Source organism: Actinoplanes sp. NPDC049668 (assembly GCF_044465445.1).
Taxonomy (GTDB): domain Bacteria; phylum Actinomycetota; class Actinomycetes; order Mycobacteriales; family Micromonosporaceae; genus Actinoplanes.
In genome coordinates this window covers 366,064-391,282 of record NZ_JBITLR010000001.1, presented here as the reverse complement: position 1 = coordinate 391,282, position 25,219 = coordinate 366,064, and the positions used below count along the sequence as shown (strand labels likewise).

21 protein-coding genes are annotated in these 25,219 nt (G+C 72.1%); 16 read left to right on the top strand and 5 right to left on the bottom strand.

Translation table 11 applies throughout. The annotated features are described in order from the left end of the window. Positions 1-83 precede the first annotated feature (83 nt). Genes ACIBSW_RS01810 through ACIBSW_RS01800 form a run of 3 tightly spaced genes read left to right on the top strand, consistent with a single transcriptional unit; the run spans position 84 to position 7,803 of the window. The gene (locus ACIBSW_RS01810; RefSeq protein ID WP_404799189.1) at positions 84-6,371 is read left to right on the top strand and encodes an RHS repeat domain-containing protein; all 6,288 of its coding nucleotides are present in this window, start codon (positions 84-86) and stop codon (positions 6,369-6,371) included. Positions 6,372-6,404: 33 nt separating this feature from the next. Further along, the gene (locus tag ACIBSW_RS01805) at positions 6,405-7,319 is read left to right on the top strand and encodes a hypothetical protein (protein ID WP_354726391.1); all 915 of its coding nucleotides are present in this window, start codon (positions 6,405-6,407) and stop codon (positions 7,317-7,319) included. Between the two features lie 25 nt (positions 7,320-7,344). Continuing rightward, the gene (locus ACIBSW_RS01800; RefSeq protein ID WP_354726393.1) at positions 7,345-7,803 is read left to right on the top strand and encodes a hypothetical protein; all 459 of its coding nucleotides are present in this window, start codon (positions 7,345-7,347) and stop codon (positions 7,801-7,803) included. A gap of 122 nt (positions 7,804-7,925) precedes the next feature. On the opposite strand, the gene ACIBSW_RS01795 is transcribed toward ACIBSW_RS01800, so the two are convergent. Beyond that, positions 7,926-8,900, bottom strand: coding sequence for an LPXTG cell wall anchor domain-containing protein (locus tag ACIBSW_RS01795; protein WP_354726395.1), 975 nt, complete (start codon positions 8,898-8,900; stop codon positions 7,926-7,928). Positions 8,901-9,248: 348 nt separating this feature from the next. On the opposite strand from ACIBSW_RS01795, the gene rsmD reads away from it, so the two are divergent. The 9 genes from rsmD (at position 9,249) to mutM (ending at position 15,694) form a co-directional block, all read left to right on the top strand. Beyond that, positions 9,249-9,824, top strand: a complete 576-nt coding sequence (gene rsmD / locus ACIBSW_RS01790; RefSeq protein ID WP_354726397.1) for a 16S rRNA (guanine(966)-N(2))-methyltransferase RsmD — start codon at positions 9,249-9,251, stop codon at positions 9,822-9,824. Beyond that, complete coding sequence (gene coaD / locus ACIBSW_RS01785) at positions 9,821-10,300, top strand: pantetheine-phosphate adenylyltransferase (protein WP_354726399.1); 480 nt, start codon at positions 9,821-9,823, stop codon at positions 10,298-10,300. Before rsmD ends, coaD begins: the two co-directional genes overlap by 4 nt. Positions 10,301-10,389: 89 nt before the next feature. Next, the gene (locus tag ACIBSW_RS01780; protein ID WP_184990054.1) at positions 10,390-10,887 is read left to right on the top strand and encodes a hypothetical protein; all 498 of its coding nucleotides are present in this window, start codon (positions 10,390-10,392) and stop codon (positions 10,885-10,887) included. A gap of 78 nt (positions 10,888-10,965) precedes the next feature. Further along, positions 10,966-11,529 carry a DUF177 domain-containing protein gene (locus ACIBSW_RS01775; protein ID WP_354726439.1) on the top strand — a complete coding sequence of 188 codons (564 nt, stop codon included), beginning with the start codon at positions 10,966-10,968 and terminating at the stop codon, positions 11,527-11,529. 5 nt (positions 11,530-11,534) lie between these two features. Then, a complete protein-coding gene (rpmF, locus tag ACIBSW_RS01770; protein ID WP_014694262.1) occupies positions 11,535-11,708 on the top strand; it encodes a 50S ribosomal protein L32 in 174 nt (57 codons plus the stop codon). Positions 11,709-11,802: 94 nt separating this feature from the next. Next, on the top strand, positions 11,803-12,795 hold the full coding sequence (locus ACIBSW_RS01765; protein WP_354726441.1) for a phosphate acyltransferase PlsX: 993 nt from the start codon (positions 11,803-11,805) through the stop codon (positions 12,793-12,795). Continuing rightward, positions 12,792-13,643 (top strand): ribonuclease III, encoded by an 852-nt coding sequence (gene rnc / locus ACIBSW_RS01760; RefSeq protein WP_354726402.1) that lies wholly within the window; start codon positions 12,792-12,794, stop codon positions 13,641-13,643. Before ACIBSW_RS01765 ends, rnc begins: the two co-directional genes overlap by 4 nt. Further along, positions 13,640-14,818, top strand: a complete 1,179-nt coding sequence (locus ACIBSW_RS01755) for a hypothetical protein (RefSeq protein WP_354726404.1) — start codon at positions 13,640-13,642, stop codon at positions 14,816-14,818. The genes rnc and ACIBSW_RS01755 overlap by 4 nt, the downstream gene beginning before the upstream one ends. A gap of 21 nt (positions 14,819-14,839) precedes the next feature. Further along, positions 14,840-15,694: a bifunctional DNA-formamidopyrimidine glycosylase/DNA-(apurinic or apyrimidinic site) lyase gene (gene mutM / locus ACIBSW_RS01750; protein ID WP_354726406.1), complete on the top strand. Its 855-nt coding sequence runs from the start codon at positions 14,840-14,842 to the stop codon at positions 15,692-15,694. Here the strand turns inward: mutM and ACIBSW_RS01745 are convergent. Genes ACIBSW_RS01745 through ACIBSW_RS01735 form a run of 3 tightly spaced genes read right to left on the bottom strand, consistent with a single transcriptional unit; the run spans position 15,630 to position 18,882 of the window. Then, positions 15,630-16,217: a spherulation-specific family 4 protein gene (locus tag ACIBSW_RS01745; RefSeq protein ID WP_354726408.1), complete on the bottom strand. Its 588-nt coding sequence runs from the start codon at positions 16,215-16,217 to the stop codon at positions 15,630-15,632. The genes mutM and ACIBSW_RS01745 overlap by 65 nt on opposite strands. Next, a complete protein-coding gene (locus ACIBSW_RS01740) occupies positions 16,217-17,392 on the bottom strand; it encodes a hypothetical protein (protein WP_354726410.1) in 1,176 nt (391 codons plus the stop codon). Before ACIBSW_RS01740 ends, ACIBSW_RS01745 begins: the two co-directional genes overlap by 1 nt. Further along, positions 17,389-18,882, bottom strand: a complete 1,494-nt coding sequence (locus ACIBSW_RS01735; RefSeq protein ID WP_354726412.1) for a glycosyltransferase — start codon at positions 18,880-18,882, stop codon at positions 17,389-17,391. Before ACIBSW_RS01735 ends, ACIBSW_RS01740 begins: the two co-directional genes overlap by 4 nt. A 517-nt stretch (positions 18,883-19,399) precedes the next feature. On the opposite strand from ACIBSW_RS01735, the gene ACIBSW_RS01730 reads away from it, so the two are divergent. The 4 genes from ACIBSW_RS01730 to ACIBSW_RS01715 all read left to right on the top strand — a co-directional run bounded on the left by ACIBSW_RS01730 (position 19,400) and on the right by ACIBSW_RS01715 (position 24,885). Beyond that, the gene (locus ACIBSW_RS01730; protein WP_354726414.1) at positions 19,400-19,594 is read left to right on the top strand and encodes a hypothetical protein; all 195 of its coding nucleotides are present in this window, start codon (positions 19,400-19,402) and stop codon (positions 19,592-19,594) included. A 265-nt stretch (positions 19,595-19,859) separates the two neighbouring features. Further along, positions 19,860-23,441 carry a chromosome segregation protein SMC gene (smc, locus tag ACIBSW_RS01725; protein ID WP_354726416.1) on the top strand — a complete coding sequence of 1,194 codons (3,582 nt, stop codon included), beginning with the start codon at positions 19,860-19,862 and terminating at the stop codon, positions 23,439-23,441. A 41-nt stretch (positions 23,442-23,482) separates the two neighbouring features. After that, positions 23,483-24,100 (top strand): HAD-IA family hydrolase, encoded by a 618-nt coding sequence (locus ACIBSW_RS01720; RefSeq protein ID WP_354726443.1) that lies wholly within the window; start codon positions 23,483-23,485, stop codon positions 24,098-24,100. Between the two features lie 89 nt (positions 24,101-24,189). Beyond that, the gene (locus tag ACIBSW_RS01715) at positions 24,190-24,885 is read left to right on the top strand and encodes a hypothetical protein (protein WP_354726418.1); all 696 of its coding nucleotides are present in this window, start codon (positions 24,190-24,192) and stop codon (positions 24,883-24,885) included. A 3-nt stretch (positions 24,886-24,888) separates the two neighbouring features. On the opposite strand, the gene ACIBSW_RS01710 is transcribed toward ACIBSW_RS01715, so the two are convergent. Beyond that, a complete protein-coding gene (locus ACIBSW_RS01710; RefSeq protein ID WP_354726420.1) occupies positions 24,889-25,215 on the bottom strand; it encodes a hypothetical protein in 327 nt (108 codons plus the stop codon). Between the last annotated feature and the right edge of the window lie 4 nt (positions 25,216-25,219).

The following is a 25,219-nucleotide window of genomic DNA, read 5'->3' as shown; positions in this document are numbered from 1 at the left end:
CGATCCGCCCGGTCCGGCCTTCCCATCGGCCGGGCCGGGTGTCCCCAGCCTTGTCTGCCCCATGCTCACGACCGGAGACACTCATGAGGCTCACCCCTGCCCGAAATGTCATCGCGCGTGCCCTGCCGATCGCCCTGCTGCTCTGCCTCGGCATCCACGCGCCCGCGTATGCGGACCCCGGCTACGTGCATCCGGACGGGCGGAAGCTGCCCTCGGTGCCGATGACCCGGGTGCCGGTCAAGAAGGTCGACGTGCCGGGCGCACCGATGTTGCGCGGTGCCGTGCCGAACGCCGAGTGGCCGGTCGGCGCGACCGAGCTGGACGTGTCCGGATCGCTCACCCGCGCGGGCAGCCTGCCCATGCAGGTCGGGCTCGCGGGATCCGCCGCGCCGGAGAAGATGCGGGTCGAGTTCCTCGACCGCGTGGCCTCCGACCGGGCCGGCGTGGCGGGCGTGCTCGTCCGCGTGGGCCGCCCGGCCCTGACCGCCGCCGGCGCCGCCCGCACGGCCGCGCCGGCGAAGCTGCCGCTGCGGATCGACTACCGCAAGTTCCGCAACGCGTACGGCGGCGACTGGGCCGCGCGGCTGCGCGTGCTCGCCCTGCCCGAGTGCGCGCTGACCACGCCGGACGCGCCGCAGTGCGCCGGCGTCCGGGTGCCGAGCAGGAACGACACGGAGGCCGGCGTCGTCACCGCCACCGCGTCGCTGTCGGGCGCGAGCACGCTGATGGCCCTGAGCGCAGGCGAGTCGAGCGCCGCCGGTGACTACTCCGCCACGCCGATCGCGCCGTCCTCCACCTGGGAGGCGGGCGGCAGCACCGGCGACTTCAACTGGAACTACCCGCTCCGGACGCCGCCCGCGCTCGGCGGCGCGGCGCCGAAGGTGGCCTTCGGCTACTCCTCGCAGTCGGTCGACGGGCGTACCTCGGCGACCAACAACCAGCCGTCGATGCTGGGCGAGGGCTTCAGTTACTCGCCGGGCTACGTGGAGCGCCGATTCAAAGCCTGCATGGACGACATGAGCGACGAGGCCACCAACAAGAAGAAGACCGGCGACCTCTGCCAGTCGGGCGGCGCGGAGAACATCGTGCTGTCGCTCGACGGGTCCAATGTCGAGCTGCTCTACAACAACAGCGACAAGCGGTGGCACCCGAAGAAGGACGACGGCACCAAGATCGAGCGGCTGACCGACGCGTCGTTCGCCAACGGCGACGACAACAACGAGTACTGGAAGGCGATCACCGCCGACGGCGTCCAGTATGTCTTCGGCCGTAACCGCCTGCCGGGCTGGAGCGCGAACAAGCAGGAGACCAAGTCCGTCTGGACCACCCCGGTCGCCGGCAACAACCCCGGTGAGACCTGCTACAACGCCGAGTTCGTCGACTCGTTCTGCGACGAGGCCTGGCGCTGGAACCTCGACTACGTGGTCGACACCAACGGGAACACCACCTCGTACTGGTACGACCCCGAGACGAACTACTACGGCCGCAACAACGACGCGACCAAGCGCACCAAGTACACCCGCGGCGGCATGCTGTCCCGGATCGACTACGGCACCCGGGCCGACAACATCTTCGGTACCGCGCCCGCCCAGGTGATCTTCGAGCCCGGTAACCGGTGCTCGACGACCACCGACTGCGACGCCACCGTCAAGGAGAACTGGAAGAACTGGCTCGACACGCCGCTCGACAAGGGCTGCAAGGAGGGCACGGACTGCAAGGACAACTTCGCGCCCACCTTCTGGTCCATGAAGCGGCTGGCGAAGGTCACCACGCAGGTGTGGGGCGGGTCCGCGTACCGCAAGGTCGACGAGTGGGCGCTGCGGGCCACCTGGCCCGAGCCGGCCGACGGCCTGCACGCCGGCATGTGGCTGGCCGGCATCACGCACACCGGCCTGGCCGACGGCACGATCCGCCTGCCGGAAACCGTCCTGACCGGCACCCGGATGGAGAACCGGGTCGACCGGACCGGCGACAACATCTCCGCGTACGCATGGCTGCGCCTCACCTCGGTCAAGAGCGAGACGGGCGGCCTGACCTCGATCTTCTACCAGGACCCCGAGTGCGTCGCGGGGGTCAAGGTGCCGACCGACCCGGACAGCAACACCCTGCGCTGCTACCCGGTGAAATGGCAGCCGGACGGCTTCCCCGCTCCGAAGCTGGACTACTTCCACAAGTACGTGGTCAGGGCGGTCACCGAGACCGACCTCACCGGCGGCTCGCCCCCGGTCAAGGTGAAGTACGAGTACCTCGGCACGCCCGCCTGGCACCGCGACGAGGACGACGGCCTGGTCAAGAAGTCGAACCTGAGCTGGGGCCAGTGGCGCGGCTACGGGGCCGTCCGGGTGCTGCGGGGCGAGGAGGGCGAGCAGACCCGCAAGGAGACCAGCTACTTCCGTGGCATGGACGGCGACACGCTCGCCGACGGCACGAAGCGGGAGGTGACCCTCCCGGCGATCGACCGCTCACCGGCGATCGCCGACTCGGAGGCGTTCGCCGGCATGATCCGGGAGGACCGCAGCTACAGCGGCGACACGCTGATCGCGGCGACGGTCTCGACGCCGTGGCAGTCCGAGCCGACCGCCACGCGGACGATCAACAAGATCGTCACCGACGCCCGGTACATCAACGTCGCGGCTACCCGGACCCGCACCTGGCTGCCACATAGCTCGACCTGGCGCCGCGTCTCCAAGACGATGAAGTACGACGGCTACGGCATGCTCACCGAGGTCGATGACGCCGGCGACGAGGCGGTGGTCGGCACCGACACGGTCGCGGGCGACGAGTCGTGTGTCAAGAACACGTACGCGCGGAACGAAACGACCTGGATCATGGACCGGACGTCCAAGGTCGAGACGTACGCCCGCCCGTGCGGCACCGCGCCCAAGAGCGCCGACGACGTCAAGGGCATCACCCGCAACTTCTACGACAACTCGCTGACCGCGGGCGCGGCGCCGACCGGCCCCGGCAACCCCACCCGGGTGGAGACGCTGGCGACTTGGTCCACCACCAGCCAGACCTACCTGGCGCAGCAGCGGGCGCACTACGACGCGTACGGCCGTGCCGACCAGACGTGGGACCTGGCCGGCGCCAAGAAGACGATGACCTTCGGCACTGTCTCCGGCGGCGGCGTCAACAGCGTGACCACCACGCTGGTCGCCGACTCGAAGGTCTACACCACCAGCGCGGAGATCGATCCGGCGTGGGGCGTGACGACCGCGACGGTCGATATGAACAGCAACCGCACGGACGTCAAGTACGACGCTCTGGGGCGTACGGCCGAGGTCTGGAAGCCGGGCCGGAGCCGCTCGGCCGGCGCGAACGCGGTCTTCAGCTACGTCATGCGCAACGACGGCGTGGTGTCGACCAAGTCGATGAGCCTCAACGCGGTGGGGAAGTACACCACGTCCTACACCATCTTCGACTCGCTGCTGCGCCAGCGGGAAAAGCAGAGTGACTCGCCGACGGCCGGCTCCCGGATCGTCACGGAGACGCGTTACGACTCGGCCGGCCGCAAGGTGCTCGAGCTCGGCCCGGTGGTCAACGGCGCCAGGCCGGACGGCCGGCTGAGCAGCCTGGCGGCGGACCTGGTGTACCCGCAGTCCCGGACGGACTACGACGCCGCGGGCCGGGTCGCGGCCACCGTCTTCCAGCCGCGCGGTGTCGAGAAGTGGCGGACGTCGAAGTACTACGGCGGTGACCGGGAGGCCACCACCCCGCCGACGGGTGGCACGGCGTCGACCGTGATCCACGACGCGAGCGGCCACACCACGGACCTGATCCAGTACGCGCCCGGCACCGAGTCCAGCGCCGGAACGACCACCTCGTACGCGTACAACCGCAAGGGCGAGCTGATCAAGGTCACCGACCCGGACGGCAACAAGTGGGAGTACCGGAGGGACCTGCGCGGCCGGCTCGTCTACACCAAGGACCCGGACAAGGGTGAGGTCAACTACACCTACGACACGGTCGACCGGATGTCCACGGCGACCGACGCGCGCGGCGCGGCCTCCGCGCTGAAATACACCTACGACATGCTCAGCCGTAAGACCGGCGTCTTCGACAAGGCCACCAACGCCAAGCGCGCCACCTGGGCCTACGACACCGCGCCGGGCGGCAAGGGCGCGGTCGCATCGAGCAGCCGCTGGATCGGCACCGACGAGTACAAGAACGCCGTCCGGGGATACAGCCCGCGCGGGCTGACGACCGGAACGACGACAACGCTCCCCGCCTCCGAGGGTGCGCTGGCCGGTAGTTACACGTTCATCGTCGGGTACAACGACGCCACCGACGGCAGCCTGGCGGGCTACACGTACGGCGGCCGGGCCGACCTCATGGCCGAGACGATCTTCTACAACTACCACCCCGACACCGGCATGCCGTACAGCGTCGACAGCGACTACACCGGCACCAACGCCTACGTGAAGTCGACCTCGTACAGCGGGATCGGCCAGCCGACGGGATTCGTGCTGACCACCGACAAGCGCGAGACCGCCGAGACGTACCGGGACTACGTCTACGACCCCACGACCGGGCGGCTGGACCACTCGGTCACCAGCAGCACCGCCAAGGGCGTCATCTCGCAGCCGCACTACACCTACGACGGCGCCGGGAACGTCACCAGCATCTCCGACCCGTTCTCGGGCAACGAGGCGGCCGACAACCAGTGCTTCAGCCAGGACCACCTCCAGCGCCTCACCGAGGCCTGGACGCCGGCCGACGGCGACTGCGACCCGGCCAAGCGGGCGAATGACAAGCTGGGCGGCCCGGCACCGTACTGGCAGTCGTGGACCTACGACGACGTCGGCAACCGGCTGACCCAGACCGACCATGCGACACCGTCCGGCGACGCCGTCACCAACTACCACCCGGTGCCGGGCAAGCACGCGCTCGCCAGCACCGACGGGGCCCTGACCGGCACGTACGGCTACGACGAGATCGGCAACCTCAAGCGCCGCCCGACCGGCACCGGCGACCAGGTGCTCAACTGGGACGCGGAAGGCCGCCTCGGCAGCATCGTGGACGGCGCGAACACCACCTCGTTCGTGTACGACGCGGGCGGCACCCGCCTGCTGCGCAAGGAGACCAACGCGGTCACCGTGTACCTCGGCGACGTCGAGGTGCGGCTGAACAAGATCACCGGGCTGCTGAACGAGACCCGCAGCTACAAGTGGGCCGACCAGGTCGTCGCCGTGCGTACCGCGGCCGGCGTGGTGTGGATGGTCAACGACCATCAGGGCACCGCCAACATCCTCGTCAGCGCGGACGGCAAGAAGGTGACCCGGCGGTTCCAGACGCCGTTCGGCGGCAGCCGCGGAGCGGTGCCGCTGTGGCCGACCCAGCGCGGTTACGCCGGCGGGCAACAGGACCCGACCGGGCTGGTGCACCTCGGCGCCCGCGAGTACGACCCGCTGACCGGGCGCTTCGTTTCGGTGGACCCGTTGCTCGACAACGCGAACCCGCAGCAGATGCACGGGTACTCGTACGCGAGCAACAGCCCGATCTCGTCCTGCGACCCCGACGGCGAGATGCTGATCACCGACGCGGGTGGCCCGGGCACCACCTCGCCGACCCCGCCGCCGGCCGACGACAGGGGCGGCAAGGACTGGTGGAGGAAGTACAGCGTTCCGCACGACATGGCCATCGATGAGCGGGTCAAGCAGATCAAGCAGAAGTGGCCGAAGGCCCGGAAGATCACGATCAGCCGGAAGGACAACTTCATCAGAGAGGGCTCGTCGAAGTCCCCGAAGAGTACGGAGGCCGGCTATGCCGACCTGATCTGCTGGGATTGCGACGCCGGCACGATCTACGTCTGGGAGATGAAGCACAAGGGCGGTGGTGCCGAGGCGGCCGGACCGGCTCAGCTCACCAAGTACGTCACCAAGCTCCAGGCCATGGTCGACGAGCCCAAACATGCGGAGCACGGGAAAACGGTCGAGAAGGGGCCGAAGTTCGGAAAGGCGATGGACACGACCTTCATCAATCCCCAGAACGGGAAGGAGACCCTCGTCGAGGACGGCACGGCGGCGGGCATCCAGGTCTATTCCTGGGACGACGATGAGAAGGAGTCGGCGTCGCCGTCGCCGACCGCGACGTCGACCCCGACCGCTGCGGCCACCCCGGAGCCGGGCTCCACCGACAATCCGAACTTCAGGGTGAGGACGAATCCATCGCCGAGCACGCGGGCACCGGAGCCGCCGTCCAGCGACGGGATCAAGATCGGCGCGCCGGACGCCGAGACCGTGATGGCGGCGGTCGCCGTCGTGGTCGTGGTGGCTGTGGTCGTCGCGATTGCCGTCGCCGCCGCGCCCGTCGTGATCGCGGCTGTCGGGGCGGCCTGTGCGGCCATCGCACTAAGCTTCGCCTTCTCCTAGTGGTGTCGTGACAGAAGGGATCCGGCGAGTCCGATGACGTGGCAGATGCAGCTCCAGATAACGGTGGAGAGACCCGCGGACGGCGACACCGCCGCGCGCATGCTGTGTGACTGGTTTGCCGGATCCTTCGAGGCCATGGGTGGCCGGCTGCGGGCAGATCTGCTCGCAGCCGAGCCGCCCGCGGCCGACTTTCTGCGCAAGCGTAAGCGCACCGATGCCTTCGGTAGGCCGGGTGACGTCTGGGGCCAAGTCAGCATCGGCGTCCAGGGTGCCCGGGGTCTGCGGATGTCGGAGAAGCCGTTCGGCCCCGCCTCCTGGAAGGCCTTCCTCGACGGGATGTCCAAGGCCCCCAACCTGGCCGTGCTCAACCTCGTCACGTTGGACGATGCCGGCTTCCCCAACGCCTTCCCTACCTTCCGGGTGACCGCGCAGGTCAACGACGATTTCGACGACTGGCTCTTCCTGAGCGTCGAGTTCGGCCCGGAGCTGCTCGACGAACCAGAGTTTCAGCGGTCGACCCTCGATTTCGTCCGCGGATTCGCGGACGAATGGAACGTCGCACACGGCGAGATCTCCTACGACCGCGGCAGCGGGCGCACGGCGTACGAGAGCGTGTTCCGTGGCATCCCCAACCGAACCTCGACGGAGAGCCGCAAGATGCTCCGCGGCTATGCCTGGCTGACCCTCTGCCCGCAGGAGATCGGCGACCGCCTCGGCGGTGTCGAGGCGCTGCGGGCCAGCCGGGCCTTCGCCGAGGTCGAGCCCCTGCGCAACGGCGGATACTGGCTGCTCGCCACGCAGGACTGGCGCGAGTTCGGACAGCCGGCCGCCGAGAAGATCTTCCCGGTCCTGGCCCCGGTTCTGCGTCCCGGCGATCCGTTGCCGACCGTGGCGAGTAACCCGCCGTACTACGTGTCCCGCCGTAACGCCGCCGAGCTGCAGGGCTGAGTCGGTGGGATACACGGGTCGAATCGTGGTGACGCGCACCGGGACGTCCCCGGCCGGGGCGCCGGCGCTGGGTGCCGAGGTGCTGCACGAGCGGGAGTTCGGTGCGGGATGGTGGTCGGTCCAGCTCGACGGCGACTCGCCCGGCGCGCTCAAGGGCCTGGTCGCCGCGACAGGTGCGCCGGCGGTGTCGGCGTTCGTGCTGGACAGCGACTGCGCGGAGGTCGAGGGGCTGTCCCCGGCCGGCGTCAGCTGGCGCACCTATCTGCATCGGGACACCGCGGAGGGCTACGGCGCACCCGCGCTCGAACAATCGGATGAGGAGATCACCCGGCAGGCGCTTGCCTGGTCGGCCGAGGCCGGGCTCGCCGCCGATCCCGGCGCGCTCCGCGACGCGTTCGAGGCGACGAACGTGTTCGCCGAGGAGACCCTCGACGAACTGCTCGCCGCGCTCGGGATCCCGGCACTCGAGGTACTCGAGGGGTAACCCGGACAACCAACTCTTATGCCGCCCGGTGCTTCTGCACCGGGCGGCTATTTCAGCGGACAGCGAAGGGGCGCGCCGACCGTGACGGTCGACGCGCCCCCTGCGTGGAGCTGGTTACTCGATCAGGCGGTGAACTTCACCTTGCGGCGACGGGCCATGAAGAACAGGCCGGCGCCGACGGCGAGCAGGACGGCCGCGCCGCCCGCGATGCTGCCCGCGGCGGCACCGGTCAGGGGCAGGGACGGCTCCTCGCCGCCGCCGCTGCCGCCACAGTCCTCGGGCTGCTCGTAGGTGATGGTGGCGTCCTCGCCCTCGTAGCCCTTGGGCGTGGCGGTGATCGTCATGCCGTCGACGGCCGGGAACTCCACCGTGGTGGTCTCGCCGCGCTTGCCGACGACCGTCTTCGAGTCACCCTCGCTGGTGACGAAGTCGACCGTGATGTCCTCGTGCCAGTCCTTCGGGACGGTGATGCCGACGGTGACCGTGTCGCAGGTCTCGTCGTAGACGAACTCCGGCTCCTTGGTGGGCTTGGGCGGCGTCGACGGCTCCTCGCTGACCGTCGCCGACGGGGTTGCCGACGGAGTCGTCGACGGGGTCGCCGAGGGGGTCGCCGACGGTGTCGTCGACGGGGTCACGGTCGGGGACGGCGTCGGGTTCGTCGTCTCCTTGCACACCTCGTCCGACTTGGTGACCGGAACCTCGGAGGTGCGAGAGGACGTCACGGTCTCGCCGTTGCGCAGCCACTCGGCGGTGACCTTGATGTTCGCCGCGGTGTCGGTGGCCTGCAGCGACGACTGCACGGCGGTGATGGAGCCCTGCCCGAGGATCGGCAGCGGGGTCTCGGGGCCGATGCCGTAGATCTTGGTGGTGGCGGGGGTGAGCTCGACGTTCGTGATCGTGCCGGCGAGGTCGTTCTCGCTGTTCACGATCTTCCACTCCACCTGCCAGGTGCCGTCTTCGTTCACGCACGACGTGCCGCCGACGATGACCGGGTGGTGGGCGCTGGCGGGACCGGCGAGGGCCACGACGCCCGTCAGACCGATGAGCGCGCCTGCGGCGACGGCCGCCGTGCGGCGCAGAGGGAACTTCAGGTTCACGCCTACTCCTGTTTGGATCGAGGGGTAACGGCGCGGGAAGGCAGGCGGCAATCGCCGCACCACGAGGGCGGCGAAGCCAGCGACGACGCCTCCCCGCATCGTCGAGCCGACAGCGTTTCGTCGGCGGCCGACCGACCATAGCCAAGTCGGTGAATTTAAGTAATGCCGCAGGGCGCGCTAATCGGGTTGATGCATATTCGAGATTTTCACTGCACCCGCTGCACCGGCATCGATGCGATGTGTGATCGAGTCGATCCCCGCGGAGGGGAAAAGTTCACTCCGCAGTGGTCGGTCGGTACCTGTGGCGTAGCGTCACACTGTGCTACCTGAAGACCCCACAGAGGCCGCATGACCAGGATCATCGCCGGAGCGCACGGCGGTCGACGACTGGCCGCTCCGCCCGGAGCGCAGACCCGGCCGACCTCCGACCGGGTGCGCGAGGCCTACTTCAGCGCCCTCACCGCCATGACCGATCTGGACGGCGCCCGCTTCGCCGATCTTTATGCCGGTTCGGGGGCGGTCGGGCTCGAGGCCCTGTCGCGGGGCGCTTCCCATGCCCTGCTAGTGGAGGCCGATGCCCGGGCATCCCGGGCGATCCGGGACAACATAGTCACGCTGCGGGTCGGCGACTCCGCCCGGCTGATCACCGGCAAGGTCGCCCAGGTGCTCGCCGGGCCGCCCGACGGCGGGCCGTTCGACATCGTCTTCGCCGACCCGCCGTACGCGGTCGACGACGACGAGGTGGCCGAGGTGCAGTGGGCGCTGGTCGCGGGCGGCTGGCTCGCCGAGGACGCCGTGGTGACGTTCGAGCGCTCGACCCGGACCGCCGTGCGCGGAGAGCCGCTGAAGTGGGTGGACGGCATCACCGAGGAACGCAGTCGGCGCTACGGCGAGACCACACTTTGGTACGGTCGCCGATCATGAGACGCGCGGTCTGTCCCGGGTCCTTCGACCCGGTCACCAACGGTCACCTGGACATCATCGGCCGGGCGAGCCGGCTCTTCGATGAGGTCATCGTCGGCGTACTGATCAACCATTCGAAGTCCGGCCTCTTCGCGATCGAGGAGCGGATCGAGATGCTGGGCCAGGCCACGGCCTCGTACGGCAACATCCGGGTCGAGTCGTTCCACGGCCTGCTCGTCGACTTCTGCCGGGCGCAGGGCGCCGCCGTGGTCATCAAGGGCCTGCGCGCCGTCAGCGACTTCGACTACGAGTTGCAGATGGCTCAGATGAACATCGGGCTCTCCGGCGTGGAGACGTTGTTCATGCCGACCAACCCGCTGTACTCGTTCCTGTCTTCCAGTCTGGTCAAGGACGTGGTCAAGTGGGGCGGGGACGCGTCGCCCTACGTACCCGACTTCGTCGGCGAGCGCCTGGTGACCCGACTGAAGCAAAACTGACGGCGTGCCCTTTGCGGCTTCTTCGTCGGGTGCGGCAGTAACGTGATCGCACCACTCAGCGTGAGTGCGAATTGACAGGAGTGAGGGCCGTGGATCCGCTCGACCGCATCGACGAGATCATCTCCATGGTGGAGACGGCACGCTCGGTGCCGATGTCCCGGACCAACTTCATGTTCGACCGCGGTGAGATGGTCGCGATCCTGGACGAGCTGCGCGCCGAGCTGCCGGGCGACCTGCGCCGGGCCGGCGCCCTGCTCGAGGAGCGCGACAAGATCATCGACGCGGGCAAGCGCGAGGCGGACCGGATCATCGGCGAGGGTGAGACCGAGCACGCCCGGCTGGTCTCCGTCAATGAGATCACCGTCTCCGCCGAGCACGAGGGCGCCCGGATCATCGCCGAGGCGCGGGCCGAGGCGCAGCGGCTGCGCGAGGAGGTCGACGACTACGTCGACACCGCGCTCGCCAACTTCGAACAGTTCCTGACCAGGGCACTCGGGTCGATAGAGCGGGGGCGCGACAAGATGCACGCGCTGCGCGAGATCGGAACGTTCCAGGGCGAAGATCACGAGCGTCCGCTGCCGTTCTGAGGCTCCACCCGATTCGACGCTGAGCACGCTGCTCAGGTAACCTTTCCTGTCGGCCTACCTACAGGCTGAGAGTTCATGATGCCCAAGCACACGCAGAACCACCTCGATCCCAGGCAGCCGCTGGTCGTCGATACGACGAAACTCCCGCGCCAGCCCGGGGCGACGCGTGCCCTGAACAGGGTGGTGCCGGCACCGACGGACCTCGGCCTGGAGTTGATCTCGGTGCCCGCGGGCTCCGACGTCGAGCTCGATCTGAGCCTTACGTCGGTCTCCGAGGGCGTCTACGTCAGCGGCAGGGCCCGCGGCTCGCTCTCCGGCGAGTGCGGTCGCTGCCTCAACGAGATCTCCACCAAGTTCGACGTCGAGATCGCGGAGCTGTTCGCGTACGTGGACAGCACCACGGAGGAGACGACGGACGAGGACGAGGTGGGCCGGATGCAGGGCGACCTGCTCGACCTGGAGCCGGCGGTACGTGACGCGGTGGTGTTGACGCTGCCGCCCAATCCGGTCTGCCGGCCGGACTGCCCAGGGTTGTGCCCCGAGTGCGGGGTGCATCTCGACGACCTCCCGGCCGATCACAGCCACGAGGAAGTCGATCCCCGCTGGGCCGCTTTGCGCAATCTGTCGAAAACTGAGGAGTAGGTACCGTGGCCGTCCCCAAGCGCAAGATGTCGCGCAGCAACACCCGGTCCCGCCGGGCGAACTGGAAGGCGACCGCGGTCTCGACCGTGGCCTGCCCCCAGTGCAAGTCGCCGAAGCTGCCGCACACCGCCTGCTCGGTCTGCGGCACCTACAACGGCCGTCAGGTCCTCGAGGTCTGAGCACCACTCGGTGATACGCCCGATTCTCGGGCGGTTCGCACCTGAGCGACGGCGAACGTCCGGTGCCCAGGCTCCGGAGCAGTCCGGCCGACACATATCGGCCGACGCTGCACCGGAGTCGGGCACCGCGCGGATCGCCGTCGACCTCCTCGGCGGGGACCATGCTCCCGCCGTCGTGGTTGACGGCGCTCTGCGTGCCTGCCAGGCCGATCCGGCCCTCCAGCTGCTTCTCGTCGGCCCGCTCGAGGCTTCCGACGCGATTCTCGGCGCCCTCGACCCGGCCGAAAGGTCCCGGGTGCGCGTCCTCACCTGGCCCGCCGGGCCGCGCCGTCCGGATAACCCGGAACCGGACGTCAACCGGGTCGAGTCCGGCGTGCGGACGGCCGTGCTCGCCGTCGCGCAGGGCCGCGCCGACGCGGTCGTCTCCGCCGGCAACACCGGCGCCACCGTCAGCTCCGCCGCGCTGGCGCTCGGCCGCTGGTCCGGCGTGCGCCGCCCCGCGCTCGCCGCCGTGCTGCCCACCGCCGCCGGCCGGCTCGTCCTGCTCGACGTCGGCGCCTCCGTCGACCCCGACGGGAACACCCTCGCCATGCACGCGCGGCTCGGCGCCGCGTACGCCGCCGTCGCGCACGACCTCGCGGCGCCGCGGGTCGGCCTGCTCACCATCGGCACCGAGCGCGGCAAGGGCGATCGGCTGCGCCGCTCGGCGCCCGGGGTGCTGGCCGCGCTCGACCTGCCCGCCGGCGCCCGCTACTCCGGCCTCGTCGAGGGCAACGACGTGGTGATCGGCGCGAACGCCGACGTCGTGGTGACCGACGGCTTCACCGGCAACGTCCTGCTCAAGGGCCTCGAGACCGCGTACGCGCTGGTCCGGCCCCCGAACCCGGGTGAGGTGCCGCCCCGGGCCGCCATCCTGCTCGGCGTCGGCGGCACCGTCGTGGTCTGCCACGGCGCCGCGAGCGGGGACGACATCGCCGCCGGCATCGCCCTCGCCGCCGCCCTGCACCGCCGCGCCGCGGTGCCGGCCATCGCCGACCTGATCCAGCCACAGCCAGCAGCGCACGACGACCCCAGAGGTGGTTCATGAGCAGTAGTGACAAGCGCCGCCGGCCCTCCACCGAGCCGCTGGAGGAGGCGTTCGGCATCCCCATCGAGCCCGGCCTGCTCGAGCGCGCACTCACCCACCGCTCGTACGCGTACGAGAACGGCGGCCTGCCGACCAACGAGCGCCTGGAGTTCCTCGGCGACTCGGTGCTGGGCGTGGTGATCACCTCGGCGCTCTTCCACAACCACCCCGACCTGCCCGAGGGGCAGCTGGCGAAGCTGCGCGCCAGCGTGGTCAACATGCACGCGCTGGCCGACGTCGCCCGCACCCTCGGCCCGGCGGGTCTCGGCCCGCACCTGCTGCTCGGCAAGGGCGAGGAGACGACCGGCGGCCGGGACAAGGCCAGCATCCTGGCGGACACCCTGGAGGCCCTGCTCGGCGCGATCTACCTGGAGCACGGCCTCGACGTGGCCGGCGAGGTGATCCACCGGCTGTTCGACCCGCTGATGGCCGAGTCCGCCGGCCGGGGCGCGGCGCTGGACTGGAAGACGAGCCTGCAGGAGCTGACCGCGGCGCTCGGCCTCGGCGTGCCCGACTACGTGATCGACGACGCCGGCCCGGACCACGCGAAGACGTTCACCGCCTGGGTGGTGGTGGCCGGCGAGCGCTACGGCGGCTCGGACGGGCGCAGCAAGAAGCAGGCCGAGCAGCGGGCCGCGGCCGCGGCCTGGCGGGTGCTCACCGAGCGGGCCGACGCGGACACCCCGCCGCCCGCGGTCGCCGGCGGCGGCCACACCGAGCTGCCCGAGGCCACCGGCGGCGGCCACACCGAGCTGCCCGAGGTCGCCGGCGGCGGGCACACCGAGCTGCCCGAGGCCGCCGGCCGGTGAGCGTGACGGCTGAAGAGGTGAGCGCCGAGGCGCCCGCCGTCGTCGAGGGGCTGTGGGACAAGGCCGGCCGGTGGCGCGGCGTCGGCATCGCGGTCGGCATCCTCGCGCTGACCCGGGTCGTCCAGCTGCTGATGCTGGTCGGGCTCGACCGTGCCACCGCGGAGCCCGCCGGGCTGCGCGGCAACCTGCTGATCTGGGACGGCGGATGGTTCCTGCGGGTCGCCGAGGGCTACCCGTCCGGATACACCTACGCCGCCGACGGCACGCTGCAGGGCAACGAGCTGGCGTTCTTCCCGCTCTACCCGATGCTGATCCGCGGCCTGTCCGCGCTCGCCCTCGATCCGGGCAGCGCGGCGCTCGCGGTGAGCTGGCTCGCCTCGGTCGGCGCCGCGATCGCCCTGCACCTGCTCGGCACCAGCCTGTACCGCCGCCGCGCCGGCTGGGCGCTGGTCGCGATCTGCTGCAGCGCCCCGATGTCAGTGGTGCTCTCGATGGCGTACTCGGAGAGCCTCTTCCTGGCCCTGGTCGCCGGGATGTTCGTCGCCGCGCACCGCCAGGTCTGGTGGGCGGCGGGCCTGCTCGGCCTCTGCGCCGCGCTGACCCGCCCGACCGGCGCCGCCGCCGCGGTCGGCCTGGCGGTCGCCGCGATCATCGCGGTCCGCCGCGACCCGGCGCGGCGGTGGCCCCCGCTGGCCGCGGCCGCCGTCGCGCTGGCCGGAGTGCCCGCCTACCTGGGCTGGGTGGCGTGGCGGGTCGGCGACGCCGAGGCCTGGTTCCGGATTCAGACGGCGGGCTGGGGCACCTCGTTCGACCTCGGTGCGAGCACGATCGACTTCCTGGCCCGGACGCTGACCACCGGCGAGGGTTGGGTGCCGGTGAGCGTCGCGCTGATCCTGCTCGCCGCGCTGGCGGCGGCCGGAGTGTCGCTGGCCGGTCGGCCGTGGCTGCCGCTCGCGGTGTACGGCGTCGTCGCCATGGTGCTGGTGTACGGGCAGGCCGGCTACTACCACTCCAAGCCGCGGCTGCTGCTGCCCGTACTGTTGACGCTGCTGCCGGCCGTCGTCGCCGCGGCCCGCGCCCGTCCCCGGGTCGCGGTCCTGGCCATCGCCGGCTGGGCGGCGTTCGGCCTCTGGTACGGCGCCTACCTGGTCGCCGTCTGGCCATACACGATCTGACCGGAACCCTAAGGAACCGTCGTGCCCGAGCTTCCCGAGGTCGAGACCGTCCGCCAAGGGCTGGCCAAGTGGGTGACCGGCCGGCGCATCGACACCGTCGAGGTGCGCCATCCCCGGGCGATCCGCCGCCACCTGCCCGGCGACGTGCACTTCGCCGCCGTCCTGAAGGGCCGGACGGTCCTCGACGTCGCCCGCCGCGGCAAGTACCTGTGGCTGCCGCTCGACTCCGGCGACGCGATCATCGCCCATCTCGGCATGAGCGGGCAGCTGCTGATGCAGCCGGACACCGCGCCGGACGAGACGCACCTGCGGGTCCGGATCACGTTCGCCGACGCGGGCCCGCAGCTGCGCTTCGTCGACCAGCGGACGTTCGGCGGGCTGTCGGTCTCCGAGGACGGCGCCGAGCTGCCGCGCGAGATCGCGCACATCGCCCGCGACCCGATGGATCCGCTCTTCGACGACGAGCTCTTCGTTGCCTCGCTGCGCCGGCGGCACACCGAGGTCAAACGTGCGCTGCTCGACCAGACCCTGATCTCGGGGGTCGGCAACATCTACGCGGACGAGGCGCTGTGGCGCTCGCAGCTGCACGGCGCCCGCGCGACGGACGCGCTGACCCGGCCCGCCGCGCGCCGGCTGCTCGCACACGTGCGGGACGTGCTCGGCGAGGCGCTGGTGGCGGGCGGAACCAGCTTCGACGCCCTCTACGTGAACGTGAACGGCGAGAGCGGGTACTTCGACCGGGCGCTGAACGCGTACGGGCGGGAGGGGCAGCCGTGCCACCGCTGCGGCACGATCATGCGCCGCGAGCAGTTCATGAACCGCTCGTCCTACAGCTGTCCGCGCTGTCAGCCACGGCCCCGGCAACCGCTGCGCTGAGCAGCGGTCCGGCGTCGGTGGCGAGCCCGAAGCCGGCGCCCCGGCGGCCCATCAGCCGCCGCGCGGCGGTGATCAGCGACGTCGGCACGCTGTGCACGAGGTGGCCGTCGCCGGTCCGCCCGCCGTCGCCGTCCCAGCCCTGGTACGCCGACCACGGCCCGTCGAACGTGCAGATCCGCACGCCGAGGTCGCGGTAGAGCGGGTGCGTCGGCACGCCCGGGTTGAGCACCACCCGGTGCAGCCCGCGCCGGGCGGCGAGCCGGACGGTCAGCGCGACCGGGCCGACCCCGCCCGACCCGGCGGGCGCCCGGTCCAGGAAGAGGCCCTCGGCGCCGTCCTCACGCCAGGCGTCCACATCGGCGAGCACGTCGGCGAGCGAGCGCCCGCCCCAGTCCAGGTCGACCCGGCCCAGCACCTGGTGTGCGGAGCGGCGCGGGCCCGGCCGCTCCTGCACCACCCAGGTGTCGGCGTCCAGGGCCAGCTCGGGCGACGGCTGCGCGTACGGGGGGAACAACGTCTTCACTACATCCTCCGGGGGTCTGCGTCGGTTCGTGCGACGGTCAGCAGGCCGACGAGGTGGGTCGCCGCCAGGATGGCGACGACGGTGGGCAAGGGATCCGGCGGCAGCGCCGGTACCAGCGGGGTCGCGACCGCCGCCAGCGGCGGCGCGACGGCGAGCGCGGCCGCGACGACGGTGGCGTCCCGGGCCGCGAGCAGCAGGGTCACGGCGAGCAGGCCGCTGAGCAGGATCCCGCCGGCGAAGGCGAGCACGCCCGCCCGGGCGCCCTCGAGGCCGACCGGCAGCCGGTACGCGCCGAGCGCCAGCGCGAGGCCGGCGGCGAGCGGGGGCAGCAGCGCGGCGATGGTCACCAGGTTCACGCCGCCGACGTGCTCGCGGTAGTCCTCGTCGCTGTCGGCGACGTCCAGCCCGGCCTCGACCTGCCGCCGGTGCCAGCCGATCAGCGCCTCGAGCACCGGGACGGCGGCGAGCAGCGGCAGCACGGCGGGCGAGGTCGCGGCGGGCGGCCCGGCCCGCCAGAGCAGCACGGCGCAGCCGGCCTGGCCGACGCCGAGCACCAGCCGCCCGGCGGCGCCGTGCAGGTCGGCCGCGCGCAGGCGGAACGAGGCGGCGGGCCCGAAGGCGGGCCGGAAGGCCTTCAGCGCGGCCAGCGCGATCGCGACGGGCAGCAGCAGCGTGACGGGTACCCGGGCGGCCAGGGTGTCGCCGATCGCGCCGGCGACGGAGACCGCGGCGAGCAGCCAGCACGGCAGGCTCCACCGGATCACCGCGAGTTCGGCGTGGGTGACCAGCGCGGCGGTGACGGTGGCCAGGGTGGCCAGGCCGCACACGCCGATCGCCAGCGCACCCGCCGGGCTGCCGCCGCCGACCGCCGCCGGCGCGAGCAGGACGAACGCGCACCACGCGGCGGCCGCGCAGGCGTTGCCGCAGCCGACGAGCCGGGCCGCCGCGCCCGGTCCGCGCCGCCGGGTGACGGCGGCGCCGGCACCCGCGAGGGCCTGCGCGACGCCCCAGCCGAGCAGCAGCGTGCCGGTCGGCACCTGCCAGGCGGCGCCGGCGAGCGGCCGGAACGCGGCGATCGCGACACTCAGCGGTCCCAGGTAGAGCGCGCAGCGCAGCAGCAGCGTCGCGGTCAGCGAGGGCGCCCGCCGGGTGCGGCGCCGGGCCAGGGCGGTCATCGGTCCTCCCGGGCCTCGGCGAGCCAGCGCAGGCTGGCCGGCTGCGCCGCGCGCGGCGCGGTCACGGCCAGGGCCAGCTCGTACGCGGTGGCGAGCGGCGGCCCGGCGAGATCGGTGTACAGCGCGCCGTACACCCGGACGACCCGGTCGGCGGTGAAGTACGCGAGCGCCCGGCGCCGGGCGGCATCGCCGAGGGCGCGGCGGCGGGCCGGCGCGTTCAGCAGGCTCACGCACGCGGCGGCGAGCGCGGCCGGGTCGTCGGCCGGCACGAGGACGCCCGCGTCGCCGAGGGTCTCCGCGACCGGGCCGACGTCGACGCCGACCACGGCGCGGCCGGACATCATCGCCTCGATGAGCCGGTACGGCGGGTCGGCCGGTCCCGGGACGTGCACCACGAGGTGGCCGGCCGCGTACCGGTCGCTCGGGTCGGCGGGCAGCGGGTGCAGCCGGATCGCCCGGCCCAGCCCGGTCCGCTCGACCTGCTCGGCGCAATGGTCCTCGTGTGCGGGCGCGACGCCCACCAGGTGCAGGACGGTGCCGGGCACGGCGGCGGCGACCGCGGTGAACGCGTCGAGCAGCGGGCGCAGGCCGCTGTCCGGCCCACCGTTGCCGGCCCACACGATGGCCGGCTGGGTGCGCGACTCCGGCGCGCACGGGAAGTCGGCCGGGTCGACGCCCGCGGGCACCGGCACCAGCCGCCCGGGCTCGGCGCCGTGCCCGAGCGCCCACGAGTGGTGGTACGCGCTCAGCGGCGCGATCAGCCCGGCCTCGGCGTACCCGGTGCGGGCGACCGCCCGGCGGAACCGGCGCAGCACCGTGCGCACGGCGGGGGAGAGCCGCTCCTCGCCGGCCCGGGGCCGGGCGACGGGTGCCCGCGCCTCGGTCAGCAGCAGCGGGGTGCCGGTGCGCCAGCGCCCGGCCAGGGCGGCGAGCAGCGGCGTGGTCCCGCCGACGCAGTGCACCAGGTCGACCGCGGGCACCGGCACCGACAGCGCCCGGGCCGCGTTGCGCAGCAGGGTCGCGGCGGTCCGGGCGTCCCGCAGGCTGAGCCGGGGCAGCCGCTCCTCGCTCGCCGACAGCCGCCCGGCCCGCCACGAGTCCAGCAGCACGTCGGTCAGCGGCACGCCGTTCAGTGGCTGGTCGGTGGCCTCGGTCAGTACGGAGAGCCCGAGCAGGCCCTTGGCGAACAGCGCGTCGGCGAGCTCCGGCTCCGGCTCGGCGAGCAGGCCCCGGCAGAGCAGGTTCGCCGCGGCGGTGGCGTGGTCGTCGCCGCCGTCGCGGCGCCGGGACTCTCGGGTCAGCGCGTAGGCCTTGGCCGACGCGACGTGCCGGGGCAGCGGGAACGCCGGCCCGCCCGGTGGCTCACGGTCGGTGACCGTCAGCAGCTCGAAGGTGAAGCGGCCCAGGCCGTCGACGAGCGTGCGGCACCAGCCGCCGAGGGCGTCCCGGCGGAACGGGTAGCCGCCCCCAGTTAGCAGACAGATGCGCATGCGGTCAGCTCCACAGACGCGACGGGGGCGATATCACGATGGCTGCAACGACACAGCGGGCAAAAGTAACGGGATGCTGTCGCGCAGGCGACAGTAGTTCGCACTGTTTGTCTGTTTTTGAGCTATTTTCAGGCTGGAATGCCCGAAAGTTGAACCCCGCTCCGGGTGATCTAGGGGCTTCGGCGGGTAACGGAAAGCAGTCGTCCGCATGGCCGCCGCCGGGCCGGGAAAGTAGTAGTTCCTGGACAGGGCGGCGGGGGTGGCGTGATTCACTTGTCGGGCGGGGCTGACGCGGTGCGCATGGCTTGACGGAGCGTGGGTATCGGCGCACCATGGAGAAGTCGCCAGTCGCGCCCATCTGCGTCCAGTCGAGTCTTGGATGCGGATCAATTTGCATCCACAGCACGTTCCGGGGTGCAGGAGTTTGTGCTCACGCGTGTCCGTGAGCATGACGTGTGCGGTACCACTGGGCGCGCGTTTGGCCGGCCTTTCCGGCAGCGCTTTACAAGGAGACGAAATGGCGAAGGCCCTCTACGGCCACGTAGGTGCGGCGCCCGACCGGCGCATGCTCGACGAGGTCACCCGACTGCGTTCCAGGGTGCAGGCTCTGGAGTTCGAGATCACCCGCCTCCGGGCGGAGAATGATCGTCTCGCGGCCGCCGCCGCAGAGGCAGACGATCTTCTGCGGCTGACCGAGCCGGCGCTGACCTGAGCTTCACCGGGCGCCGCGAACCGGTGCCCAAGATCCCCTCGCATCACGTGACGCACCCCGCGAAGCGCGCCTCCACCCTCAGTGGCGGCGCGCATCTTTTTGCCCGCGGACTCATTCGACACGTCAATCACTCCTCGGGTAATCGGACAAACGGCGCTGACTCGTAAGAGAAGGGCACGTTCCGGGACGCGCGGCGTGCGCGGACAAGGCGCGCACCTGCGGGTAACCTCCTGACGAGCAGACATCCGCCGACCCCCGGAGATCCGTGCACCTCAAGAGCCTGACGGTCAAGGGCTTCAAGTCCTTCGCCTCCGCAACGACGCTGCGGCTGGAGCCGGGCATCACCTGTGTGGTGGGTCCGAACGGCTCCGGCAAGTCCAACGTCGTCGACGCCATCGCGTGGGTGCTCGGCGAGCAGGGCGCCAAGGCGCTGCGCGGCGGCAAGATGGAGGACGTCATCTTCGCCGGCACCGCCGGCCGAGCGCCGCTGGGCCGCGCCGAGGTGACCCTCACGATCGACAACGGCGACGGCGCCCTGCCCATCGACTACACCGAGGTGTCGATCACCCGCCGGATGTTCCGCTCCGGCGAGAGCGAATACGAGATCAACGGCAGCTCGTGCCGCCTGCTCGACATCCAGGAGCTGCTCAGCGACTCCGGCATCGGCCGCGAGATGCACATCATCGTCGGCCAGGGCCGGCTCGACGCGATGCTGCACGCCAAGCCCGAGGACCGCCGCGCCTTCATCGAGGAGGCCGCCGGCGTCCTCAAGCATCGCAAGCGCAAAGAGAAGGCGATCCGCAAGCTCGACGCGATGCAGACCAACCTGAACCGGCTCAACGACCTCACCGCCGAGCTGCGCCGCCAGCTCAAGCCGCTGGGCAAGCAGGCCGAGGTCGCCCGCCGCGCGGCCGGCATCCAGTCCGACCTGCGCGACGCCCGGCTGCGGCTGCTCGCCGACGACCTGCACACATTGCGGACCACCCTGGACAAGGAGATCGCCGACGAGTCGGCGATGCGCGACCGCCGCCGGCAGGTCGAGGAGGAGAACCACGAGGTACAGCGCTGGCTCGCCGACCTCGAGGCCGCGCACGCGGAGGACGCGCCGCTGCTCGCGGCCGCCCAGGACACCTGGTACAAGCTCTCCGCGCTGCAGGAACGCTTCCGGTCCACCGAGCAGCTGGCCAGCGAGCGGCTGCGCCACCTCGCCGCGGCGCCGGACGACGAGCGGCCGGGCCGGGACCCGGACCAGCTGGTCGCCGAGGCCGAGCGGGTCCGCGAGCAGGAGGAGGAGCTGCGCGAGGCCCTCACCGAGGACCAGATGCGCCTGGCCGAGGCCGTCGAGCACCGCCAGGAGCTGGAGCGCCAGCTGTTGCAGGCCGAGGGCGCCCTGCGCGCGGCCGCCAAGGCGATCGCGGACCGCCGCGAGGGCCTGGCCAAGCTCACCGGCAACGTGAACGCGGCTCGCGCGCGTACCGGGAGTGCCGCCGAGGAGATCGAGCGGCTCGCCGTCGCGCACAACGACGCGCTCATGCGGGCCGCGGCCGCGCAGGCCGAGGTCGACGCGGTCGCCGCGGAGTCCACCGAGGCCGACCGCGACAACGCCGAGTTGGACGAGCGCCACGCCGAGGCCGTCGCCGCGCACGACCGGGCCGCCGCCGTCGTCAAGGAGCTGTCCGACGCCGAGCGCACCGCCGAGAAGGACGCCGCGAGCTGGAAGGCCCGCGAGGAGGCGCTCGCCCTCGGCCTCAAGCGCAAGGACGGCGCCGGCGCGCTGCTCGGCAAGGCCGGCCAGGTGCCCGGCCTGCTCGGCAGCCTCGCCTCGATGCTCACCGTCCGGCCCGGGCACGAGGCGGCCCTCGCGGCCGCCCTGGGCGCGCTCGCCGACGCGGTCGCGCTCTCCGGGATCGACGAGGCCGTCGAGGCCATGCGTACGCTCAAGATCGCTGATGCCGGCCGCGCCGCGCTCATCGTCGGCGGCCCCGCCGCGCCGGGCATGCGGGGCTCGCTCGACTCCCTGCGGCCCGAGCTGCCCGCCGACGCGATCTGGGCGCCCGACGTCATCGGCTGTCCCGACACGATCCGCCCCGCGCTCAACCGCGCCCTGCGCGACGTCGTCCTGGTGACCGACCTCGCCGCCGCCACCCGCCTGGTGGCGCAGAACGCCGAGCTGCGCGCGGTCACCCCCGACGGCGACGTGCTCGGCGCGCACGCCGCGGCCGGCGGCTCCGGCAAGGCCACCAGCTACATCGAGGTGCAGGCCGCCGTCGACGAGGCCCGGGCCAACCGGGAGACCGCCGAGCAGTCCATCGGGGAGCTGAAGTCACAGCTCGCCGACGCCCGCGCCGAGGTGGCCGAGCACAAGGAGACCGTCAACGTCGCCGCCGCCGCCAAGCGGGCCGCCGAGGGCGAGCGCAACGCCGCCGCCCGCCGGCTCGCCGAGCTCGGCGCGGCCGCCCGCTCGGCCAAGGCCGAGTCGGAGCGCCTCGGCGCGTCGCGGCAGAAGGCCGAGGGCAACCGGGACCGCGACCTTGCCGGGCTCGCCGAGCTGGAGGAGCGGCTGCGCCTCGCCGAGTCCACGCCGATCGACGAGGAACCCTCCACCGAGGAGCGCGACACCCTGTCGGCGCTGGTGCCGCAGGCACGGCAGAACGAGATGGAGGTCCGGCTCGCGGTGCGCACGGCCGAGGAGCGGGTCTCCTCGATCGCCGGCCGCGCGGACTCGCTGATGCGCCAGGCCAACGCGGAACGCCAGGCCCGCGAGCGCGCCGCGGCCCGCCGCGCGGCCCGCGCCCGCGGCGCCGAGATCGCGAAGGCGGTCGCGCTGGGCGCGGCGGCCGCGATGTCCCGGGTCGTGGTCTCGCTGGCGGCGGCGCTCGAGACCCGCGACGAGCTGGCCCGGGCGCGGACCGCCCGCGAGGCGCAGCTGCAGGAGGTACGCGCAAGCGCGAAGCGCCTGGCGGCCGAGCTCGAGCGGCTCACCAGCGAGGTGCACCGCGACGAGGTGGCCCGGGCCGAGCAGCGGATGCGCATCGAGCAGCTCGAGGCGAAGGCGGCCGAGGACTTCTCGCTCGACGTCGACACCCTCGTCGCCGAGTACGGCCCGGACCAGCTGGTCCCGCCGACCCAGGCCGAGGTCGCGCTGGCGGAGAAGGACGGCAAGGACGCGCCCGAGCCGGTGCCGTTCCACCGGCCGACCCAGGAGAAGCGGGCCAACAAGGCCGAGCGCGACCTGGCCCTGCTCGGCAAGGTCAACCCGCTCGCGCTCGAGGAGTTCGCCGCCCTGGAGGAGCGCTTCAAGTTCCTCTCCGACCAGCTCGAGGACCTCAAGGCCACCCGCAAGGACCTGCTCACCGTCGTCAAGGACGTCGACGACCGGATCCTCGAGGTCTTCACGTCGGCGTTCGAGGACACCGCGCGCGAGTTCCAGACCGTCTTCCAGGTGCTCTTCCCGGGCGGCGAGGGCCGGCTGGTGCTCACCGACCCCGAGGACATGCTGACCACCGGCGTCGAGGTCGAGGCCCGGCCGCCGGGCAAGAAGATCAAGCGGCTGTCGCTGCTCTCCGGCGGCGAGCGTTCGCTGACCGCGGTGGCGATGCTCTGCGCGATCTTCCGGGCCCGCCCCAGCCCCTTCTACATCATGGACGAGGTCGAGGCCGCCCTCGACGACGTCAACCTGGGCCGGTTGATTACCCTGTTCCAGCAGCTGCGGGAGAAGAGCCAGCTGCTCATCATCACGCACCAGAAGCGCACGATGGAGGTCGCCGACGCCCTCTACGGCGTCACGATGCGCGCCGGCGTCACCCAGGTGATCAGCCAGCGGCTGAACCGCGAACCGGAGGACTGAGCTTGCCCGCGGCGGAGAACCACCCGAAGACCCGCGGCCCGCTGCAACGCCAGCCCGCCCGGGCGCTGCTCATCGACCTGGACGGCGTGCTGCGCCGGTGGGACCCCGAGGTACCCGCGACGGTCGAGCGGACGCACGGCCTTCCGCCCGGCACGCTGATGAACACGGCCATGGCCTGGGAACTGCTGCGGGCCGCCGTGTCCGGCGAGATCACCGACGCCGAGTGGATGCACCTGGTCGCGTCCCGGCTGCCACTGCCGGAGGCGGACGCGCAGGCGGCGGTGACCGAGTGGCAGCGGCACCGCGGCACCGTCGACCCCGAGGCGCTCGCGTTCGTCCAGGAGGTGCGGGCCGCCGGGCTCCCGGTCGGCCTGGCCACCAACGCCACCGACCTGCTCCGCGCCGATCTCGACCGGCTCGCCTTGACCGACGAGTTCGACGCGATCGTCAGCTCCTGGGAGCTGAAGGTCCACAAGCCGGCGCCTGAGTACTTCGACCAGGCCTGTGCGGCGCTCGGCGTGGAGCCGCCGTGGGTGCTCTTCGTCGACGACGACGACCGCGCGGTCCGTGGCGCCCGCGCGCGCAAGATGCCCGCCTACCGCTGGTCCGGCGCGCACGACCTGGCCTACCTCCGCAAGGCGCTCGCGATCGCGGCCTGAGCGGTTCCGGCCTGAGCGGCGTCGCAGCCTGGTCGTTGCGGCTGCCCGTCGATCGACGACGTAGGCTGGCCGCGGCTGAGAGGATGTCGATGCGTAAGACTCTGCTCGGGGCGGCCGTTCTGGCCCTCGCGCTGCAGGGCTGCTCCGCGGACGACGGCTCCTCGGCGGCCCCTCCCTCCTCAGGCTCGCGCACCCTCCCGTCCTCGGCCGCCACGGCGCCGTCGGACGCGGCCTCGGCCGCCGGTTCACCCGGGCCGACGGCCAGCGCCACCTCCGGTCTCGGGGAGGCGCCGGCGCCCGCCGGCTACCTGGACGGCAAGCGGCAGGTCTTCTTCCTGCCCCGGCTCAACGAGACGGAGCTGCCGGACTCGGTGCTCGCCGTCACCGGCGGCGGCCGGCTGCAGGTGACGGACGACTACACCGACCGGGCGCTCTTCGTGCCGGTGCCCAAGGGCGCCGGCGCCCCGGAACGTCTCATCAAGACCGGCACCCTGCGCGGCGGCGGCGAGCCTCTCTGCCTGCAGGTGCGCGCCGCCGGCGCCGGCCCGCTCACCGTGGTCACCGCCGCGTGCGACGCGGGAGAGCCGACGCAGCTCTTCACCTTCGAGGCGGCGGGCCAGGACGACGAGGGCCGCACCACCTACGCCGTGCGCAACCGGGCCGCCTTCCTGCAGTGGCACCCGCTGGGCGCGACCGGGCTGGTGGCGGAGGAGATCGACGACTCCAGCCTGGCGACCACCTTCACCCTCCAGGACCAGGGCGCCGCCAAGCTACCCCGGGCGTGACCCTCACTCGTCGTCGAACGGCTCGTCGCTGTATCGCCACCAGGCCTCGTCGCCGTCGATGTGCAACAGGAACTCAGGCATCCGGGCGCCGTCGGGGGCGACGAGGTACGTGGCGGCCCGCACTCGGGCGTATGCCGTCTCCCAGACGTCCCCGAAGTCGTCGGATGCCGCCAGCCGCGCCTCCTCGTCGAACAGCGGTCTCAGCGCCGCGAAGGCAGGCGTGGCGGCCAGCCTGGCGTTGAGCCAGGGCCAGTCGTGGTCGTAGACCTTGAGCTCGCCGAGCAGGGCGTCGTCCGCGACGGCGTGCAGGCGCCAGACGTCCTCCGCCATCAGG

Excerpts from the sequence above, each read along its gene's own strand:
- ACIBSW_RS01740 (WP_354726410.1), bottom strand. The coding sequence starts at position 17,392 with ATGACCGCCCTGGCCCGGCGCCGCACCCGGCGGGCGCCCTCGCTGACC.
- ACIBSW_RS01810 (WP_404799189.1), top strand. The coding sequence starts at position 84 with ATGAGGCTCACCCCTGCCCGAAATGTCATCGCGCGTGCCCTGCCGATC.
- ACIBSW_RS01735 (WP_354726412.1), bottom strand. The coding sequence starts at position 18,882 with ATGCGCATCTGTCTGCTAACTGGGGGCGGCTACCCGTTCCGCCGGGAC.
- ACIBSW_RS01730 (WP_354726414.1), top strand. The coding sequence starts at position 19,400 with ATGGCGAAGGCCCTCTACGGCCACGTAGGTGCGGCGCCCGACCGGCGC.
- ACIBSW_RS01775 (WP_354726439.1), top strand. The coding sequence starts at position 10,966 with ATGCCCAAGCACACGCAGAACCACCTCGATCCCAGGCAGCCGCTGGTC.
- ACIBSW_RS01715 (WP_354726418.1), top strand. The coding sequence starts at position 24,190 with ATGCGTAAGACTCTGCTCGGGGCGGCCGTTCTGGCCCTCGCGCTGCAG.
- coaD (WP_354726399.1), top strand. The coding sequence starts at position 9,821 with ATGAGACGCGCGGTCTGTCCCGGGTCCTTCGACCCGGTCACCAACGGT.
- ACIBSW_RS01805 (WP_354726391.1), top strand. The coding sequence starts at position 6,405 with ATGACGTGGCAGATGCAGCTCCAGATAACGGTGGAGAGACCCGCGGAC.
- rnc (WP_354726402.1), top strand. The coding sequence starts at position 12,792 with ATGAGCAGTAGTGACAAGCGCCGCCGGCCCTCCACCGAGCCGCTGGAG.
- ACIBSW_RS01710 (WP_354726420.1), bottom strand. The coding sequence starts at position 25,215 with ATGGCGGAGGACGTCTGGCGCCTGCACGCCGTCGCGGACGACGCCCTG.
- rsmD (WP_354726397.1), top strand. The coding sequence starts at position 9,249 with ATGACCAGGATCATCGCCGGAGCGCACGGCGGTCGACGACTGGCCGCT.